The sequence below is a fragment of the Candidatus Schekmanbacteria bacterium RIFCSPLOWO2_02_FULL_38_14 genome (assembly GCA_001790855.1).
In the GTDB taxonomy this organism is placed as follows: Bacteria; Schekmanbacteria; GWA2-38-11; order GWA2-38-11; family GWA2-38-11; genus 2-02-FULL-38-14-A.
Map to the genome: position 1 here is coordinate 170,300 of MGDH01000011.1, position 19,509 is coordinate 189,808.

Sequence of the window (19,509 nt, forward strand, 5' to 3'; positions counted from 1 at the left end):
ATTTTATAAAATATACAAACATAGCTCAAATGTCAAAGCTCAAAGTTAAGTTGGAAAATGGACAGTCTTCTGATCTTCCATGTCAGGTAAAAATGAGCACTTTTGAAAAAGCTAAATGAAAACTTTAAGACATTACCATATTGCATTCGTCTTATTTCTCACATTTTTTTTTCTTCTCCCTCCATTAAGCCTCTCTGGTGCTGCTTCCATTTCAACAGAAAATGGATTAACTCTCTCCTTTGCTTCAAATGGGGATTTGAATGGATTTAAAATCAAGGACAATAATTTATTGAGATATGAAAAAACAGGAGGATTCTATGTAAGGGACATGGGACCTGTCCCTTCAGAGGGTTTTACTAATGGTGGGTTTGAGTCTGAAAAGGGGTGGAGTCTTGGAGAGAAGTGGTACAGGGATTGGAAAGAAACTCATGAGGGAAAATGGTCTGTAAAACTTGAAATGCCTGGCTCTGTAATGCACAACAGCGGGCAATTACTCTCTGAGAAAATTTCTGTCAAACCGGAGAGGGAGTACCTTCTGACTTTCTCGCTTAAGATAAAAAAGTTAAGCGGTAATGGCATCAATCTTTTAATCAACCAGTATGACAGGGAGAACAAACCCTTAAAAGAGCTATTCCATCAGGTGATAAAAGAACCAGGTTCAAAAGAAGAAGACTGGTTTAAGGTCTATCACCCCTTTAAAACTGCTAAAGAAACTTCTTATATAACAATCTCCTTTTATTCACATAAAAGCCTTGTAATCCTCTGGCTTGACAGCATAGAACTATCAATAGTTGGAAACTCAAAACATGCAAAACTCTCAGGCGAGGTTAAAGCTTCAGGAAATGAGTTCCTCCTGTACCATGGGGCATCCGAGGAGAAGCATCTGGTTGTTAATGCCACTATCAGCGGAAAAGGAGATTTTATAAGGGTTGACGGAACTGTTGAGGATTTCTCAGGGAATGACCGCGCCCTGATTCTATCCTTTCAAATCCCGATAGAGGCAAGAGGATGGACATGGTGGGATGATATCCAGAGAAAGAGAGAAATCCATGAAGAAGAATGCTACAATGAATTCTATACAGTAGGCAAGGATAGGTATTTTTCAAAGCTTCCGCTCTCATGTATAAATAACCCTAATACCTCAATTTCCATTGCCGTGCCTCTTAACATGCCAAGAATTTTCAGGATTTCCTATTGCTATGATAGAGGGTATGAATTGGAATTTGATTTTGGTTTAAGTAAGGATACAGCAAAATTTCCTCAAAAAGCAAGTTTTTCTTTTTTAATCTATTCTTCTGACCCTAAATGGGGAATGCGCTCTGCCTTGAAAAAGTATTACGGAATTTTTCCTAAATTTTTTGAAAAGAGAAATGAAAGAGAAGGTATTTGGTTTGGCTGGCTCGATCCTGAAAAAATGAGAGATCCTGAGGATTTTGGGTTGATGTTTGATTCAACTGCTGTTGTTGGAAAAAGTTTAATTTATGACAATAGACATAAAATATACGCCTTTCCATATTTTGAACCTTACGGGATAGGTATATCATGGTCAAATGTATTAGATGAAGATAAGCACATTTCTCCTGAAATTCCATATTCTAAAATAAAAGATAGACTGGAAGAAATAGCAATTAATCAGGAAGTCAAGCTTTTTGGTTCAGGGGTAAATTTAGGAAAAGCGGCATTAGATTCCGCTTATGATGACGAAAATGGAAAACTTTATATTGCAAGATATAAACCTTATCTGTTTTCTAACCCTGATCCAGATTTAAACGGAGAAAGTTATGGAAAAGCTATTTTGCAAGAACTGGGTTACTTGTTTGAAAACCCTGAGATTTTTTATCTAAAAGAAAAATATGCAGAAAAACCATTTATAGATGGTTGTTACATAGACTCTATAGTGCCTTGGCATTGGGCAAATAAGGAAAATTACAACAAAGAACAATTTAAATATGCAGATATTCCCCTTGTCTTCAGCTATAAAACCCGAAAACCTGTACAATTAAGCAATTTCTGTAATTATGAATTAATTTCACATATTTCAGATTCTATGCATGAAAAAGGCAAATTAATGCTTGGCAATATATGGGCTTGTAACCATACTTATTTCGCTCATCTTTTCGATATTGTTGGAGCAGGAGAATATTCATCTGATCAACCTGACCTCCACTTTCATTATCTCAGGAGTCTGAGCTATCAAAAGACACTTTCTTTCACTGATAGGGAATTAACAAGCCCTAACTTAGATATTAAAGAAAAGGAAAAAAGGCTAAAAAAATGTTTAGCCTATGGAGTGTTCCCGGGTAGCTATAGATGGCAAAAGGAGGGAGAACTTGAACTGCCAAGGGAGCTTTATAAAAAATATATACCTTTAATCCAGAGAATTTCTTCAGCAGGATGGGAACCAATCCCTGAAGCAAGCTCCTCGCATCCTGATATCATGGTAGAGCGTTTCGGTCCTTCTAAATATCGAGATCTATATTTTACTCTCAGGAATACGTCTGATTCTGAAAAAAAAATAACCCTCAGAATAAACACTTCATCCCTTGATTTCAAAGAAGGAGATATAAAAAATCTCATAGTTGAGGAACTCCTCTCAGGGAAAGAACTGAAGTCTGAAGCATTAGGAAACTCCCTTATTGTTCAGGTTGAAATATCTTCAGAAAATACAAAACTCTTGCATATAAGTCTAAAGCGAAGGCAACTGATAAAAAAACTTTTTGAAATAAAAAACGAACTGAATATCTTTTCTAATTCTGAGATATCTACATATAAGACCGAAAATCTTTTAACAAAATGTATTGCTCCTGAGAAAAATTCTGAATCAATTATATACTATTTTGACAAAGAGGATGGTTTAGCAGATTCAAGGATTGTCCAGATGAAAAATAATTCTAATGGGAAGATTGTACAACTTAGAATACCAGAATTTCCTGTTATACCCGGAGAATTTTATCTTCTCAATCTGACTTACAAGGCTTCACCTCAGGAAATAACTAGAGAGGGGTTTTTAGGATATAATTTTAATATTATTTACAATCTTTTAAAATTCTTATCAAGTGGTTATCTGCCGGAAATTAGTGTAAGACTGCTATTCCTTGATCACGGAAATCATGTTTTAGACAAAGAAACAATATATTTCAATGAATTTACATATACTGATTCATGGAAAGACCTTGATAAATATTTTATCGCCCCATGGGGTTCCAAAAAGGTGGCAATACATATCAAGATTGAGAGCAATAGAACAACCCTTTTATTAAAAGACTTACGATTGTATTCAAGGAGTAACGCATTAGAATCAGAGAGAGAAATTAATCATGTTGAAGAAATAAAATCCTTTATCAAGGAAAATTTAATATCAAAAGACCGCAACCTTATTAATTTAATCAACGAACTTTTGGTAATTTTGGAGAAAGATAATTCGAATGAGGCAGATATAAATAAACAATTATCTCTTTTCAGGGAACAATTAATTCAATTTGAAAAAATGTTTATCTTTATGTCAGCAGATAAGTCTCTTAATAAAAACAACGATATTCTGAGATTCTTGTGGCGTTTAAAGATTATCAATTCTATAATTTCTCCATAACTATCTGCAAACCAATACCAAATGGAGGGTGAAAGATTTTTTCACAAGTTGAGATTAGTGGAACAATCCATTTATCAAAAAAAATCCCTTGTTTACCTAAAGATTTTGCTCCTTCTTTTTCTCTGAAATCTTTCTTTAATAAGCAAAAGTTAATATACCATGCAATAGTTCCTGGCAAGTTAAAATAAAATGTTTGAACTATTTTCATAGACCCAGCTTTTGCCAATCTTATTGCATCTTTTTTCGTATACCTGCGAAAATGTCCAATTTGCTTGTCCCAATGCCCAAAAAGCCATTCCATAGCAGGAACCTGAAGAATTATCTTCCCCCCTGGACGAAGATAATGAGATGCCCTTGCAATCGTTTCTTCATCATTTTCAATATGTTCAAAAACCTGGATGCTTATTATTGAATCAAATGAGCCATATAAATCTGGTCTTTCAAAACTTTCAATATCACTGTGAATTAAGAGTACATTTTCCTTTCCAGGTACTAAGCTACTCAGGCTCTGCAAAAACACCGGTGAAGGCTCTAATAGAAGTAAAAATGGAAATTTCTCATTAAGAAGAAACCGGCTAAATCGTCCCGTACCGGCCCCTAATTCAAAAACCCTCTGTCCTAAAAATGGGCGTACCATTGAATATAGCCATCGATTGTAATTTGCCACCAAGACGTCAGCAAATTCGACTGCAGCTGGCATTTCGAGTGTATACTTATCAGTAGTAATATTCAGAAACCTCTCCTTGAAAATCTCTCAAACGCCCATGGTATATGTGGACCTTCTTTCACACATCTTAATATTTGTGTATCTTTAAAATCCCACACTCTCTCAGGAGCAAGATCAACACTTACAGGATGTCCATTCCAGCTTGAAGGATAGTAAAAAGCGCCTACAACCTGAACAAACACAGAAAAAATTATCAATATCAAAAATATTATTTTTAAATAATTTTTGTAAAAAACCTCATCCCATACAAAAACTAAAAACAAGCACAGGAAAGGAAGTATATCCAACAATAAACGGTATCCATAGGCATACCCACCCCACCATGCCTGAGTAAAACTGTAAAGGAATATTACTGAAAAAGTGGCAATTGAAAAGTATTTGAAAACCGTATCCTTCCTTTTTTTCCATGAATTATAAACTCCCCAAAAACAAAAAATTAAAACCGGAGAATATGTTAAAATTCCTCTGTTCGGACTTATTAGAAGTCCAATCAGTCCAGGTAAAAAATTTATTGTCCATGTTCCTGACATCTCATGTGTTTTTACACCTGCTTTCTGCAGCGCAGCGAGACCTCCTGAGAAATTTTCAAAATAAAAATAATTATAATACAATAAGAATAAAGCTATAGATAAACAAATAATCAGAAACCTCAACAATTGATTTCTATACTTTTGAAACACATATGTGGCAAATATAAAAGCCACAAGTACATGAGTAGGCCTGCATGTTACAGCTAAAGAAAGAGGAATAGCAGAATAAATAACATACTTTTGGTTTTTGGATGCTCTAATTAAAAATAATATAGTGAGGCAAAAAAACATCTGTGTTGGTCCGTGGAGCCATATCCCTTGGCTGCTTACAGACCATGTCGAAGTGGCAAATGCATAGATTAGGGAAATAGCTAAGGATTTTTTTTCATCAGTTAATTCATTCAAAGATAAGTACAGGAATAAAACTGAAAGAGCTGCAAATATAGTCGCAGAGAATTTAGATAAAGCATCAACAGTTCTGCTATTAATTGGCATTCCAAAAGATAAGGGAAAGAAATATATTGGGACTGCCAGAATCGCTGGTAATATTGGATAACTGGATAAATATTTTCCTTTTACAGGTTGTATAAATAGATATTCCTCATTGGCTTCACTATTATAAAGGAAAGGAAATTCGTTTAAATCTAAATTAAATTCTTTTATAATGCTTACAGGAAGATACCTGTTAGGAATAGTATCCCCTGAACTTGTTTCTCTTAGGTTGATATTGTAAATAAACAGAAGAAGGAAGAAAAGAAGTGAGATTTTTAAAACTTTATTCATAATTTCTAAAATTCATTATTGAAGCTTTTTAATTATTTTATCTGCTGCTTCATACCCCATTTTCATAGCAATATGGGTATTGATATACTGAAATTTTCCCTGCCTTCCTGCAGTTTCAAAATTCATAAGGGATGATGTTGTGGAGAGGAGAGTATCTAAAATTAATTCATAGTTCAGGCTATATAGCGGATATGCATGTTCTGCCCTGAATACGTAAGATTCCAGGATTTCATCTCTTTTCAGAATACTTTCTTTTTCTAAATCACTTATCACTGCTTCAATTGCATATGTCTCATCTTGCCAGTATCTATCCTCTGTTCCGCAGCTTATTTCTGCTACAAGAATTGTAGAACCTTTGGGCTTTATATCAATAGCAAACTGCGCCTGGTCAGTTATGCGGTTAAAAGAATGATTCCTGAAATACATAAATGATGAAAGCAAAACCTTAGGCCTTTTTACTACTAAACCAACAAAAACAAGCGCCCTGAATCTAAGTCCTTTAGCAGCCTCAATAATTCCGTTTTCAAAACATGGATAAGTGCGCATAACTGTTTCATTTACAGGAATTGTTGATATAACTCCGTCAACAGGAATCTCTCTTTTGGCACTATTTTTATCCTTGACCTCAACAGACCTTACTCTGTTTCCATCCCTGTTAATCCTAATAACTTCACTATCAAGATAGACAGCCCCGCCTAACTTCTGAATCTCCTCTGCAATTCTTTCTACAATTAGTGAAAATCCCTTCTTGGTTGTGTATAAATCCCCTTCAACTTTTTCAACATAGTTATCTGTTTTTATATTTTTCTTTAAATGGGATTTAATTGGAGCAAAAATCTTATCAACTATCTCCAGCATATTTAACCTTGGAATCCTTTGCCGGGCAAAGTTTGGTGAAAACTCAGAAGGAGAAACACCCCATACCCGTTCAATGTAACTTTTAAAAAATATTTCATAAATTACTTTACCATATTCCCTCATCAATACAGTTTCTGAGTTCTCAACTTTTGGTTTCCAGAATGGACCTTTTATTAAATTCCATGAAAGGCTTATCAAAGCCCTGATGACAGTTTTTACTGGAAGTTTGAGGAAGACTTCTGCGGTAGAGAGTGGAAATTTAAAATAATTATTCAAAAAACGTATTGTAATTGTTCTTTGAAAACTGATTAAATCATCTCCCATTATTGATTTTATATCATTTAAAATCTCAGTATCAGTTGTATGGAAAACATGCGGTCCATATTCATAGATATTCCCGTTAATTGCTACTCCTCCTGCAAGACCTCCAACACGTGTCAGCTTTTCAATAACCTGAACTTCATAACCTTTCCTTGCAAGTCTCAAGCCTGCAGCAAGTCCTGTACACCCGCCACCAAGAACAGCTATTTTTTTCGGCAACTAACTTACTCCTGTTTTAACAGTGCAGCCTTCCAAATTCTTTTATCCTGTCAACAATCTTCTCAACATCTGCTTCCTTCAAACCCGGATGTATCGGGATGTTCAAAGCGTTCTCACTCAGAAGCTCACAGTTTGGCAGTCTGACATTTGATTTGTAAATTTTATTGAGATGAAGAGGATGGAAACGAAGGCTTGTGTAAATCCCGTTATCAAATAAATATTTTGCAAGCATATCACGTTTGTCATTATTCAATCTGATGCAGTAAGTGAAATATGAGTGCTGCTCATTTCTTTCTGGGTCAACAGGAATGTTCAGCCATCCAAGACTGCTGAATTCTTTCCGATAAATTTCCCATATTTTTTTTCTGTAAGCCTGATGTTTGTCCAATTTTCCAAGCTGTGCTAACCCTATTGATGCGCTTATATCATCAGGAATAACCTTTGGAAAAAAATCAACAACATCATATTCCCACCACCTGTTCTTTGTAGCAGAACTTTCAAAACCTGATTTTCCTATACCACAATACCTGAGTAATTTTGACTTTTTTATAAATTCAGGATGAGTTGATGTAATTCCTCCTGCCTCGCCAATGCTTAAATTTTTGACAGCGTCAAAGCTGTATATTCCAATATCTCCAATGCTTCCACAGTAGCGGTCATTTATTTTTGAATCAATTGCATGTGCTGCATCTTCAATAATAGGAACTCCGAAAACTTTAAATGAATCAACATCCACAGGTTTTCCTGCGTAATGGACTATCATTATAGCCTTTGTTTTGCTTGTTATATGGGGTCTGGCCAGTTCAGGAGTTATATTATGTGTTCTTAAATCCACATCACAGAAAACAGGCTTGCATCCGTTTAATACTACTGAATGTCCGCAGGCAATCCATGTAAAGGAAGGAATAATTACTTCAGAACCCGGTTCTAAATTGAGCAGTTTCACAGCAAGAAGAAGGCTGTTTGACCCACTGTTAAGCATTACAAAATCCATAAGACCCAATCTTTTGGCAATCCGCTCTTCAAAGAGAGAGGTTTTTTTCCCAATACCAAGCCATTGGTTTTCTATACTTGTCCTTATCTCCTCAAGTTCCTCAATACCAACCTTTGAGCCAAACAAAGAAATCATTTTTTCCTCCATTATGCATTTTTGCAAACAATATCTATTTTACAACGGTCAAAATTTTTCATGTCAAGTTCCAAAAAATGGTAATCTTCACTGGAATATTTTTTGCTGAAACTATTTTTAAGATACCACTCATAGGCAATCTTGTTGCTCTGTAAGACCTTAAGAAAAACTTTGTCAATTCCTATCTCAAGAATATAACTGCACATAATCTTCATAGCTTTAGACATAATTCCGCTCTTTGCAAAACTATCATTCCCAAGTATTATATTATAAACATCAGCGCCTTCAGGTGTTACCTTAAAACCCATACATCCAATAAGTGTCATATTGTATTCTACTGCAAACAGAAAGTTATTGGAATCATTTAAATATTTTTCAAACCATATTTGCTGCATCTCAGCATTTATTTCATCTTTAAAAAAGAAATAGTCTCTGTTTTTATTTTTCCATTGACGGAGCATATTCTGGTCTTTCTGCTCTATGTTTCTAAGCACAAGTGAACTATCTGAGTTTTCTGAAATTACAATATTATCTTTCAAAATCACTCTCCGGCTATTTGATTAACTGCATCTCTGCCTTGTATAATTGCATCTTCCATAGACGAATATTCCCAGCTTCCGTATCTGCCAATTGAAAATATACTGTTCTGCTTTAAAAATTCATGAATCTCTTTTGTTAACTTTTCATGCTCGCTATTATAAATTACATAAGCATATTCAATATTTAAAACTTTTTTTTCTATTATCTCGGATTCATCTTTTATTACTCTAATATCAATCAAACCATTAATTACGTCATTACGTACCTTTTCCTCATCTATTTTCCTTTCTCTTCTATAGGAAACTTCGCAGTAAAGTGAACTTTCACCCTTCGGAGCCATGTGTTGTGAAAAATTAGAAAAATATCCAAACCTGTAAAACGGATATATCTCTTCAGGCACATACACCCAGTGTTTTAAAGAATCATTTCTTTTAATTCCAAGGTTAATTATCAATACCGAGTTATGCTCCAAAGATTCAGCATAATTATTAATTCTTTTTGGAGGATTAATAGTTATTCTTATTAATTCCTTTAGAGGAATTGTAGAAATTAAAACATCATATTTAATCTCTTCTTTGTTACTAAATCTTAGAACTTTATTTTTTAGATCAATTTCATTTACCTCCATACCTAACCTTATTTTTTTAACTTTTTTTTCAAAGGCATCAGGAAGTGTCTGAATCCCTCCTGTTTTAGGATATAGGAAGGTCACATTATATCCATAATCTTTTTTTTTGTTCTCTCCTGTCTCATTCACAATATCTTCAGCCCTTGGAACAGGGATATATTTATCAACCCATTTGCAGGAAATCTCTTTCAAATCCCTACCCCAGAGCTTTCTGTTAAAAGGCACCATGAAGTGTCGGGCTATTCCCTTTCCAAACCTCCCCAAAATCCAGTCTTCAAAATTAGCGAACTCATCGTTTCTTTTGTGCTGATTGTCGGCATTGGCTTTGTAGAATTCATATAAACACTCATTTCCTACCTTTTCAGGAAGGGAATCAAGATTGGCCTGAAAAGGGTATCTGATATATCTGTTTCTTAAATAAATCCATGCATCTCTTTTGCAAAGATTAAGATTATCTCCCAAAAGTCTCTCTATTAGCGTTCTGGTATATTCATTTTTCAGATGAAGCAAATGCCCTGAATTGTCAAAAGAAAATCCATTTATTACTTCTGTCCTGCAAAGCCCTCCTGCTTTCATTTCTTTTTCAAAAATCTCGTAGTCTACGTTCTTTAATTTATTTTTTTCTCTCTCAATATGAAATGCTGCGCTTAACCCTGCAAGACCAGCACCAAGAATTACGATTTTTTTCATATTTTTTATATTTCCCCGCTATGCATTTTCAATCAAGAGATAATGACACGTTTTGCATAATATTTTTCAGCAAGTTATTCAACATCTATAAAATTTTTTTAATTATCTCAAGCAATATTTTAATTGACTTTTCGAAGAAGCTAATTTAGATAACAAATGCTTTTTATGGTTGCCGGGATAGCTCAGTCGGTAGAGCAGAGGACTGAAAATCCTCGTGTGGGCGGTTCGATTCCGTCTCCCGGCATTTTAATTTTCAGTTTCTCTTCCTTGACCAATCCTTACCCAAAACTATAGTGAATAGCAGGGGGGGTAAGCAATATGTCGTTTATATCATTACCCTACCACTCAACTCACTATATCTGGTTAACATTTTTTCAAAATTTTTCACAGAAATCTCTCATAGACTTATTGACAGAAAATAAACTAACATGTTAATATTCAATTTAAAAGGAGTCTTTTATGGTCAAATGGAGCAAATTTCTCCTTATCATAGGGTTCATAAGTCTGGCAATAGGCATGCTTAAAGGATTTCTGATTCATCCCTTTGTGGATATCCAATGGTTCACTCCCAAGACATATCTTTACTTTTCCAATACTGCTGCATTCTTTGCAATAGCATTGATGCTGTTGGAAATCCTCAAAAAAAAATAGTTTCAAATCTCCTATAATCAGGTTCCGGGCAATCAACAATTAGAAAAGAGGAATCTTTTTTATTTTCTCAAAATCCTTGACATATTTTTTCTGATAGAATATATGAATATGTATTCATATATTCATATATTTAATAATCTTTAAAATTCAAATGATAGTTAAAAAATTTACAATATCTTCATATTTTGTTCATACTTTTAAAAAAATTAGTTCTTACTATAATATGAACATCTATTCTGATATTAAATTCCTAAAATGAGGTAAAAAGTTATGAGTCAGAGAGACAGCGTATTCACATTGGGAAAAGCTTCAAAGGAATGGATAGTTTGGGCAATAACAGCAAACCTCTTTATTGCTGCTGCCACAGTAGTATTCATTGACCGTGTTGGTTTTTTAATAGATTCTCTCATTGCAAAAGTTCTTACGACAGATATTTTTACTATTACAGTAGCAATAATGTTCCTAGCCCTTGTCAGCAGGATAATTTTTTCATGGATTGCAAACAAAGCAGTCTATAAAATTTCCTCAAAGGTAAAACTTGCAGCCAGAGATAAAATCTACGCAAAAATACTTGACCTTGAACTTGAATACAGGGATGTTAAAAAAACTGGCAGCATTGCTACCACTACTGTTGAGGGTGTTGAGCAACTGGAAAGTATCTTCGGGCTTGTAATTCCTCAGGCTTTTCTAAGTCTCCTTGTTCCTCTCGGCCTTTACTTATATCTGCGCGGAATAAATAAATCTATTTCTCTAACGCTTCTTGCTCTTGTCGTTTTTATTCCAATAAGCATTATGATGGTCAGAGCCTGGATAAAAAGAGTATCTAAAGCCCACTGGTTTTCCTACGAAAATCTCCACGCTTATTATCTTGACTCTTTGCAGGGTATTACAACATTAAAAACCTTTGGTTTGGTTGATAAACGTACAGAAGAGATTGGAAAAAGGAGTGAGAATTTCCGCATCAGGACAATGAAACTCCTTCAGACCAACCTTGCATCAAACCTTGTAATGGACATTATTGCAATGTCCGGTACGGCAGTTGGCATAATGCTCGCTGTCCGTTATGCGCAGTCCGGGGCAATTACCGCCGGCGCTGCAACAATAGTTGTTTTGGTTGCGTATGAATTCTTTCGTCCCTTGCGACTTTTAGGTTCGTACACGCATATTGCAATGCAGGGAATTGCGGCAACAAAATCTATTTTTGAGCTTCTGAATAAAGAGCCAAGCAAGCACGCAATCAGCCGTTCAAACGCTAAAGAAAAACTTGACGGAAACCTTGATATAGTTTTCAAGGATGTGGTTTTTTCATACAGGGAAGATAGAAATCCTGTTTTAAAAGGCGTTAATTTTGAGTTAAAGACAGGACAGATTACAGCCCTTGTTGGAGAAAGCGGTAGTGGTAAAAGCACTGTCGCCAATTTGATTGCAAGATTTTATGAGCCAGGCGGCGGAAAAATCACTATTGGAGGAAAACCGCTGTACACAATAGATCCAATAGAAATCCGCAAAAAGATTTCAATGGTATCACAGAGAACTTATCTTTTTCACGGGTCAATTCGTGAAAACCTTCTCATTGCAAAACCTGATGCAACTGATGATGAGCTCTATGAAACCTGCAGGAAAGCAGGTATACTCGATTTTGTAAATTCACTGCCGCAAAAACTTGATGCCTCTCTTGTTGAACAGGCAAAGAACCTTTCAAGCGGACAGATTCAGCGCATTTCTATTGCCAGAGCATTGCTAAAAAACGCTCCCATACTTATCCTTGATGAGCCAACATCAAATGTTGATGCTGAAAATGAAGATAAAATTCAGGCAACGCTTCACGAAATCGCAAAAATAAAAACCACGCTGGTTATATCTCACAGATTAAGAACAGTCCGTGACGCTGATAAAATAATCACCCTTAAAGAAGGTAAAGTGGCTGAAACCGGAACTCACAAGGATCTTCTGGATAAACAAGGAGTCTATGCAAATCTTATAAGAACTCAGAACAAGTATGAACCAGCAAACATACATTAGATAAACTAATGGCTGACAACTTATAACTAATAACTTTTAGGGTTAATTTATGGATTCAAAAAACAAAGATGTTTCAATGTCCCGTTTTCATATTGTTATACGATTGTTCAAGATGGTTAAACGTGTCCGCGGAATAATGCTCTTTGCTATTTTCTTTGGAATTCTAAACCATCTTTCAAACATTGCTTTGCTGACATGGGGTGCATGGCTTGTGTCTTCTTTCATAATACCTGACGCAACGCCTCCAAGCACATTTTCCATTGTTCTTCTTTTTATTTTTGGAGTAACCAAAGGAGTCAGCGCCTATGTGGAACAGCTTGGAAACCACGAGGTTGCGTTCCGATTGCTTGCCCACTTAAGAACACAATTCTACAAGCAGATAGAACCTCTTGTTCCGGCAAAACTGCTTGATAAACGAAGCGGAGATGTCATTTCAAGAATTGGCGGAGACATTGAAATAATAGAAGTGTTTTTTGCCCATACTATCTCTCCTATTGCAATTGCAGCAAGTGTCTCAATTGCAGTTTTAATTTTTCTTGGAATGTGGTGGTGGGTTCTGCCTGTTGTTATCTTCCCTTTCCAGTTCATATTAGGCGTCGTAGTTCCTCTATCATGGGAGCGTTATGTCAGGACAACCGGGCAGACACTCCGTGCCACTCTTGGAGAAACCAATGCATATCTCACAGATTCCCTGCAGGGTCTTGAAACCATTCTGCTTTTTAATCAGGGGAAAAAACGCAGAGAGGAAATTAATAAAAGAGGAACTTTTTTAAATAGCCTAAAGAGTTCCCATTCATCAAGACAGGGATGGTTGCTTGGGTTTGTCAATGGAATGATTCTTCTTGCAAACATTACTATTATAGTTGTCGCTGTCAAAGGGTATTTGGGAAATAACCTTGATTTACAGGGGGTAATTACTGTAACTGCAGCATCAGTGAGCGCCTTTGTACCTCTGTTTTCTGTTGCTGTTCTTTCACATTACCTGACTGAGTCTTTCGCTGCAGCAGAAAGACTTTTTAAGATGATTGATGAAAAGCCTGCTGTTATTGATTCACCAACCTGTACCAGAGAATTGCCAAAACGTTTTGACATCAGTTTTAAAAATCTTTCATTCAAATATAATGAAAATGGTGGACCTCTTGTTCTTGATAACTTCAACCTCTCAATACCGCAGGGAAAATCCATAGCTTTGATTGGAGAAAGCGGCAGCGGCAAGAGTACAATTCTCCGTTTGATGATGAGATTCTGGGATTTTAAGGATGGAGAAATTTTGATTGGTGAAAAGAATATAAAGGATATCTGCCAGGAGTCTATTTATGGCATGATGGCGCTTGTTGCACAGGATTCACATCTTTTTGATACAACAATTAAGGAAAATATCGCTCTCGGCAAGCCAGACGCTTCAATGGATGAAATCATAGAAAGCGCAAAAAGAGCAAGCATCCATGATTTTATCATGACCCTTCCAAGCAAATATGAAACTTCAATAGGAGAACTTGGAGATAAACTCTCAGGAGGAGAGCGCCAGCGAATTGTAATAAGCAGGGTTCTTTTAAAGAATCCACCAATACTTCTCTTTGATGAACCAACTTCTAATCTCGACTCTTTCAATGAAAATGCAATTCAGGAGACATTAAATAATGTCAGCAAGGACAAAACTGTTATAATCGTGACTCACAGGCTCTCGCTCCTTGCAAACGTGGATAAGGCGTACCGCCTTGTAGACGGAAAGCTGGTAGAGGTTGGCGTTGGAAACAATGCAGGGAAAACTGCTACTGCTTCCTGTTAGTTGCCGGAAAGTCTTTTTCTTAGAGAACTTAAAATTTCATCTTCAAGCTTGCCTGTTGATTTACAGGCAACGGTGGATTTTTTGAGTTCAAAAAGAGGCTGTATAACCGGAATTATTCTGTCATAGGTTTTTGTGGTGGTAAATTTGGTATTTACTCTTACATTCCATAAGTCTTTTTTATCAGAAGGTATAAAAAAGACATTTAAATAAACCATTTTCCCTGAGTAAACCCAGTCAAATGGTGGAGCTCCGCAGTCGCAATACCCATCAGTATCACTATGAGGGAAAAATCCATAATAATAATCCGGATTGATGTTTGATGTGTAGGTCATTAAAACGCTGGCATCATCATTATACTTGCCAAGCTGTCCAATCTTGAACCCCTTTTCTTTTACTACATCTGAAACAGCTCCAACTATTTCTTCGTATTCTCCATTGAAGGAATCTGTATTTATGACCCTGTATTCCTTTGGTGTCTTTGGGAAAAGGCAGCATCCTGAAAAGAAAAATAATGCTATAAAAAAAAAGAAGCGAGGCTTTAAACATGTTATCAATAAATTTTCATATCTTTTTCCATATCTGATTTCTTCAGTAACCACAGGATTTAGTTTGCGTATAATAAAAAAAATCATCTGCCTATACCATACTGACAAGTTTAAGAAGAAGTAGTATAATAGATAAGTAAATTATTATGTTGCTTGCAATAAAAAACAGTAAAAAATTATTTTCACTTCTAACCCCAATCCATCGCGGAATTTTCCAAGAAATGATAACAGTCCCTGCTACAAAAGCAACTGATATGGCAAGCGCTGTTAAAAGAGTAATGTAAAAAATTATATATATCAAACAGACAAAACTTACTATTCCAAGACCTAATACTTTAATCCATCCCATATGTTTATAAATCCCAAATATTAAAATCCAAATACCAAAATTTTTATTTTAAATTTTGAGTTTTATTATTTGAACTTTTTTTTACATACCTACACCATCAACAACTGCTTTGCAACTCGGACAGCACGATTTATTAATAAAATTTTTATCGATAGAAAACCCTGTCCTTGCAATCAGCACTTCTCCGCACTTATAACAGTAAGTTGCCTCTCCATCATTCCATAAGATATTTCCGGTATAAACATAACGCAAACCTGCCTTTTTCCCAATCTCCCTTGCCTTCTTCAGGGTTTCTACAGGGGTTGGAAGAATATTTGTAAGATTATAATCAGGGTGAAAACGGCTTACATGCCAGGGAGTTTCTTTCCCAAGCCCTGCAATAAACTCTGCTATCTCATTCAACTCATCATCAGAATCATTAAAGGCTGGTATGATGAGAGTTGTCACCTCAACCCAGATATTAAGTTTCTTCATAAGTCTTAAGGTATCAAGAACCGGCTGAAGCCTTCCTCCCATAACCTTCCTGTAAGTCTCATCTTTAAAACATTTCAAATCAACATTTGCAGCGTGAAGATACGGGCTTATGGTATTCAATGCCTCTTCTGTCATAAAACCGTTGGTAACAAAATTATTTTTTAGTCCCTCTCTGCAAGCTAACTGCGCAATGTCATAGGCATATTCAAAATATATTGTCGGCTCAGTATAGGTATAGGAAATACTCCGACACTTGGATCTAAGAGCAATCTCAACTATCTGCGATGGTAGAATCTCCCTTCCACCCGTTCCATTCCAGTCTTTTTTAGATGCCTGTGAAATTTCGTGGTTTTGGCAAAAAGTACACTTAAAATTACATCCAATGGTTGCCAGAGACAAAGCCTTGGAACCAGGATAAAAATGATAGAGAGGTTTTTTCTCAATAGGGTCAACATTCAGGGCAGTGGTTTTCCCGTAAACAAGACTGTAAAGCACTCCTTCAATATTCTCCCTGACACCGCAAATTCCTCTTTTTGATGGAAATATAATGCACCTGTGGGCACACAGGTTGCATTTTACTTTGTCTTCTTGGAGTTTTTCATAAAGAACTGCTTTTTTCAGGCTCTTCATCTGCCTCTGCCTTTTTCTTTTTATTATTCTGAGGTCTGCACATACTGCATCTGCTGGAAGGACATTTCAGGCAAAAATCACAGTCAGGACACTTAACACCAACAGACTTATCCTCATTCTTTGGGCAGATAGATTCATCAGTGTCAGTATCCAAAACTTTTCTCCAGTCAGCCCAAATTCAAAACATTTTGCTGGATTCCCGCTTATGCGGGAATGACAGAATGGTGTTTATGCAAAAGAATAAAACCATAAATCTATTTTCATCGTTCGTGGATAATAAACCCATCATGATAATTATCTGGATTTTGAAATTTACTAAATTATGATACTATTCCAATATCTTATTTCAAGGATATTTTGTATATTATAATTTGAGGCAGATTTTTTAGGTTTTCTTAAAGATAAGTTTTTCAGAGCTGGTTTGCAACTTTTTTTAGTTCAGATAGCATCGCTGTTTTAAATCTTTTAGCCTTGTCGTCCTTGTACTTTACACGGACTCCGCTTACAATTGAGAGATAAGCTGAAGTATCGCCCTTTATATTTATAACATCAATCCTCACGATGTTCATCATTGGATGGGTATCTGACGGAGCGCTGACCACACCGGCTCTTCCGAAAATATGCAGGCAGGTGTCATTTTCATCATATATTGAAAAAATGACCTTTTTGCTTTTTATAAGATTCCTATATGCTGAATTATCTTTATGAATTGCGAAAAGCAGGCTTTCTTCGTCTTTGATCATATAGAAAGGTATGGTAGTAAGATTTGGAATCCCGCTTGAGTCAACTGTTGCAAGAAAAGCAAGATTATCTTTCGGGTTTATCTTTGCCTGAATTTCTTTGGTTATCTTGGTACCAAGACTGTTAGATATCATTATCTCCTTCACCCTTTATATTATAGGCTTAAAATCTTCTCCACTGCACTATAGGCATCCATCTCCCTTGCAGCAACTCTTTTTGCATAACCTCTTATACCGCCTTTCCTTGAAGCCTTCTCAAAGGCTTTTTCAAGCAACCTTTCTTTCAGTATTTCTGTTATCTCCATCTCGCTTTTATAAATTTCCTTATCATAAAACAGACTGGAATTACTGTTCAAAAAATCTTTATGACAATGAATTATTCCCACCAGTTCTTTTATGCCTGCACCAGTTGTTGCCACTGTTTTTACAACCTGTGGTTTCCATCCATTCTTATTGGGGTTTAACTCAAGCATTATGCTTATATCTCTTTCTGTCTTGTCTGCATCATCCCTGTCTGCCTTATTGATTACAAATATGTCGCCTATCTCCATTATTCCTGCTTTCATTGCCTGCATATCATCTCCAAACCCCGGAGCAAAGGCGACAAGAGTTGTTTTTGATATTTTAACGATATCAATTTCATCCTGTCCAACTCCTATTGTTTCAACAATTATGTAATCAAATCCGCAGCTATCCAGAACATTTACTGCATTATTTGTTGCCTTAGAAAGCCCGCCCATACTTCCTCTTGTAGCCATACTTCTGATAAAAACGCCTTCATCAAGGAAATGGTTCTGCATCCTTATCCTGTCTGCGAGAATTGCACCCCCTGAAAACGGGCTTGACGGGTCAATAGCTATGACTCCAACTTTTTTTCCTTCTTTTCTTAAAAACTCTATTATCTTATCTGCAAGAGTTGATTTCCCTACACCGGGTGAACCTGTTATCCCAATTATATATGCCTTTCCAGTGTGGGGATATAATTCTTTCATAAATGCGACTGCTTCAGGAGAATTATTTTCAATCTTTGTTATTATTTTGGCAACCGCTCTTGTACTTCCGTTCAAAGCCTCATGAACAAGACTCATTTCCTGATGCTCTCTCTCACAAATTTAACTATTTCTTCAGTAGATGTTCCCGGTGTAAATACTCCTTTTACTCCAATATTTTTAAGACCTGGAATATCTTCATCAGGAATTATTCCTCCTCCGAAAACCACAATATCATCAATCTTTTTTTCTCTTAACAAATCCATTATTCTTTTGAACTGGTAATTATGGGAGCCTGAGAGGATACTTACTCCGATTGCATCAACATCTTCCTGCAACGCAGCAGCAACTATCTGCTCCGGTGTCTGGTGAAGCCCTGTATACACTACTTCCATTCCTGCATCCCTGAGAGTTCTGGCAACAATTTTTGCCCCGCGGTCGTGTCCGTCCAAACCTGGTTTGGCTATTAAAATTTTTATCTTCTTTTCCAAATCTATAATTCTTTCAGATATACCACTTTATAAAAATTACGGGCTTGTTGTTAACAGAATTGTACCATCTTCTTTTATAATCTTGTAAATTTTATTTATCTTCTCGACTTGCTGGCCTTTGTATGAACCCAGTACATTCTTTACATAGTTTCTTGTTTCTTTAAAAGGCGGAATACCGGAATAATTCATTACATTGCTTTCACCTGCATTATAAGCAGCAAGAGCAAGTTCAAGGTCATTGTCAAACATCCTCATCAGGTAATCCAGATAAGCAACACCACCCTCTATGTTGTCTCTTGGATGGAACGGGTCCTTGACATTAAATCTCTTCGCTGTCTGAGGCATAAGCTGCATTAAACCCATTGCCCCTTTGGGAGAAACCGCTGCAGCGTTAAAGTTTGATTCCCTGCTTATAATACTCTGAATCAGTTTTGGGTCCTGTCCATACCTTTGAGCAACTTCATCTATTATTGGTTTTAAATTCCCTATGCTTTTCTTAGCTATCTGCGGTCTTTTATTATATGAGAATTTATTAAATATCTGGAGAAGTTTGTAATTGGAATTTTTTGGCCGGTCCGTATAATGAATAACTCCTTCCTCATCAACATACTTGTATATTTCTGCACTTGTCTCTAAATTAAGAAGAAGGAATAAACCTGCTGAAAAGATAAGGACTAAAAGACCTTTAGATCTGTAAAGCATGCTTTTAAATAGCATTTTTTACCCCCCATGTCAATAAAAATAGCACCAGAACTATATAAGGACTTAGGATATTTAATAGGTTAGTTTAAATATTTCTAACCCTGAACCCCACC

General features: G+C 35.9%; 17 protein-coding genes and 1 tRNA gene. 5 read left to right on the top strand and 13 right to left on the bottom strand.

From position 1 onward, the window contains the following. Positions 1 to 115: 115 nt before the first annotated feature. On the top strand, positions 116 to 3,589 hold the full coding sequence (locus tag A3H37_03325; GenBank protein OGL50854.1) for a hypothetical protein: 3,474 nt from the start codon (positions 116 to 118) through the stop codon (positions 3,587 to 3,589). Here A3H37_03325 and A3H37_03330 read toward each other — a convergent pair. The 6 genes from A3H37_03330 to A3H37_03355 form a co-directional block, all read right to left on the bottom strand. After that, positions 3,573 to 4,109: a hypothetical protein gene (locus A3H37_03330; GenBank protein ID OGL50855.1), complete on the bottom strand. Its 537-nt coding sequence runs from the start codon at positions 4,107 to 4,109 to the stop codon at positions 3,573 to 3,575. The two genes, A3H37_03325 and A3H37_03330, sit on opposite strands and share 17 nt — an antisense overlap. Positions 4,110 to 4,318: 209 nt before the next feature. Next, complete coding sequence (locus tag A3H37_03335; GenBank protein ID OGL50856.1) at positions 4,319 to 5,629, bottom strand: hypothetical protein; 1,311 nt, start codon at positions 5,627 to 5,629, stop codon at positions 4,319 to 4,321. 15 nt (positions 5,630 to 5,644) lie between these two features. Next, positions 5,645 to 7,027 carry a hypothetical protein gene (locus tag A3H37_03340; GenBank protein OGL50857.1) on the bottom strand — a complete coding sequence of 461 codons (1,383 nt, stop codon included), beginning with the start codon at positions 7,025 to 7,027 and terminating at the stop codon, positions 5,645 to 5,647. Positions 7,028 to 7,043: 16 nt separating this feature from the next. Then, positions 7,044 to 8,168, bottom strand: coding sequence for a hypothetical protein (locus tag A3H37_03345; protein OGL50858.1), 1,125 nt, complete (start codon positions 8,166 to 8,168; stop codon positions 7,044 to 7,046). Next, positions 8,168 to 8,695, bottom strand: a complete 528-nt coding sequence (locus A3H37_03350) for a hypothetical protein (protein ID OGL50859.1) — start codon at positions 8,693 to 8,695, stop codon at positions 8,168 to 8,170. Before A3H37_03350 ends, A3H37_03345 begins: the two co-directional genes overlap by 1 nt. 2 nt (positions 8,696 to 8,697) lie before the next feature. Then, positions 8,698 to 10,014 (bottom strand): hypothetical protein, encoded by a 1,317-nt coding sequence (locus A3H37_03355; protein OGL50860.1) that lies wholly within the window; start codon positions 10,012 to 10,014, stop codon positions 8,698 to 8,700. A 171-nt stretch (positions 10,015 to 10,185) separates the two neighbouring features. Between A3H37_03355 and A3H37_03360 the strand changes: the two genes are divergently transcribed. The 4 genes from A3H37_03360 to A3H37_03375 all read left to right on the top strand — a co-directional run bounded on the left by A3H37_03360 (position 10,186) and on the right by A3H37_03375 (position 14,476). After that, positions 10,186 to 10,258 (top strand) — tRNA-Phe (locus tag A3H37_03360). A gap of 215 nt (positions 10,259 to 10,473) precedes the next feature. After that, positions 10,474 to 10,665: a hypothetical protein gene (locus A3H37_03365; protein ID OGL50861.1), complete on the top strand. Its 192-nt coding sequence runs from the start codon at positions 10,474 to 10,476 to the stop codon at positions 10,663 to 10,665. A 270-nt stretch (positions 10,666 to 10,935) separates the two neighbouring features. After that, positions 10,936 to 12,687 (top strand): hypothetical protein, encoded by a 1,752-nt coding sequence (locus tag A3H37_03370; protein ID OGL50862.1) that lies wholly within the window; start codon positions 10,936 to 10,938, stop codon positions 12,685 to 12,687. Positions 12,688 to 12,736: 49 nt separating this feature from the next. Continuing rightward, on the top strand, positions 12,737 to 14,476 hold the full coding sequence (locus A3H37_03375; protein ID OGL50863.1) for a thiol reductant ABC exporter subunit CydC: 1,740 nt from the start codon (positions 12,737 to 12,739) through the stop codon (positions 14,474 to 14,476). Here A3H37_03375 and A3H37_03380 read toward each other — a convergent pair. From A3H37_03380 to A3H37_03410, 7 genes are all read right to left on the bottom strand, one after another. Next, positions 14,473 to 15,108 (bottom strand): hypothetical protein, encoded by a 636-nt coding sequence (locus A3H37_03380; GenBank protein OGL50864.1) that lies wholly within the window; start codon positions 15,106 to 15,108, stop codon positions 14,473 to 14,475. The two genes, A3H37_03375 and A3H37_03380, sit on opposite strands and share 4 nt — an antisense overlap. Positions 15,109 to 15,451: 343 nt before the next feature. After that, positions 15,452 to 16,474 (bottom strand): AmmeMemoRadiSam system radical SAM enzyme, encoded by a 1,023-nt coding sequence (locus A3H37_03385; protein OGL50865.1) that lies wholly within the window; start codon positions 16,472 to 16,474, stop codon positions 15,452 to 15,454. Beyond that, positions 16,443 to 16,628 (bottom strand): hypothetical protein, encoded by a 186-nt coding sequence (locus A3H37_03390; GenBank protein ID OGL50866.1) that lies wholly within the window; start codon positions 16,626 to 16,628, stop codon positions 16,443 to 16,445. Before A3H37_03390 ends, A3H37_03385 begins: the two co-directional genes overlap by 32 nt. Positions 16,629 to 16,884: 256 nt before the next feature. Continuing rightward, positions 16,885 to 17,349, bottom strand: coding sequence for a hypothetical protein (locus A3H37_03395; GenBank protein ID OGL50867.1), 465 nt, complete (start codon positions 17,347 to 17,349; stop codon positions 16,885 to 16,887). A 20-nt stretch (positions 17,350 to 17,369) separates the two neighbouring features. Beyond that, positions 17,370 to 18,302 (bottom strand): GTPase, encoded by a 933-nt coding sequence (locus tag A3H37_03400; GenBank protein OGL50868.1) that lies wholly within the window; start codon positions 18,300 to 18,302, stop codon positions 17,370 to 17,372. Beyond that, positions 18,299 to 18,700, bottom strand: a complete 402-nt coding sequence (locus A3H37_03405) for a methylmalonyl-CoA mutase (protein ID OGL50869.1) — start codon at positions 18,698 to 18,700, stop codon at positions 18,299 to 18,301. The genes A3H37_03400 and A3H37_03405 overlap by 4 nt, the downstream gene beginning before the upstream one ends. A gap of 30 nt (positions 18,701 to 18,730) precedes the next feature. Then, positions 18,731 to 19,411, bottom strand: coding sequence for a hypothetical protein (locus tag A3H37_03410; protein ID OGL50870.1), 681 nt, complete (start codon positions 19,409 to 19,411; stop codon positions 18,731 to 18,733). Positions 19,412 to 19,509 lie beyond the last annotated feature (98 nt).

Excerpts from the sequence above, each read along its gene's own strand:
- A3H37_03335 (OGL50856.1), bottom strand. The coding sequence starts at position 5,629 with ATGAATAAAGTTTTAAAAATCTCACTTCTTTTCTTCCTTCTTCTGTTT.
- A3H37_03385 (OGL50865.1), bottom strand. The coding sequence starts at position 16,474 with ATGAAGAGCCTGAAAAAAGCAGTTCTTTATGAAAAACTCCAAGAAGAC.
- A3H37_03375 (OGL50863.1), top strand. The coding sequence starts at position 12,737 with ATGGATTCAAAAAACAAAGATGTTTCAATGTCCCGTTTTCATATTGTT.
- A3H37_03365 (OGL50861.1), top strand. The coding sequence starts at position 10,474 with ATGGTCAAATGGAGCAAATTTCTCCTTATCATAGGGTTCATAAGTCTG.
- A3H37_03380 (OGL50864.1), bottom strand. The coding sequence starts at position 15,108 with ATGATTTTTTTTATTATACGCAAACTAAATCCTGTGGTTACTGAAGAA.
- A3H37_03395 (OGL50867.1), bottom strand. The coding sequence starts at position 17,349 with ATGATATCTAACAGTCTTGGTACCAAGATAACCAAAGAAATTCAGGCA.
- A3H37_03410 (OGL50870.1), bottom strand. The coding sequence starts at position 19,411 with ATGCTATTTAAAAGCATGCTTTACAGATCTAAAGGTCTTTTAGTCCTT.
- A3H37_03355 (OGL50860.1), bottom strand. The coding sequence starts at position 10,014 with ATGAAAAAAATCGTAATTCTTGGTGCTGGTCTTGCAGGGTTAAGCGCA.
- A3H37_03400 (OGL50868.1), bottom strand. The coding sequence starts at position 18,302 with ATGAGTCTTGTTCATGAGGCTTTGAACGGAAGTACAAGAGCGGTTGCC.
- A3H37_03325 (OGL50854.1), top strand. The coding sequence starts at position 116 with ATGAAAACTTTAAGACATTACCATATTGCATTCGTCTTATTTCTCACA.
- A3H37_03345 (OGL50858.1), bottom strand. The coding sequence starts at position 8,168 with ATGGAGGAAAAAATGATTTCTTTGTTTGGCTCAAAGGTTGGTATTGAG.
- A3H37_03370 (OGL50862.1), top strand. The coding sequence starts at position 10,936 with ATGAGTCAGAGAGACAGCGTATTCACATTGGGAAAAGCTTCAAAGGAA.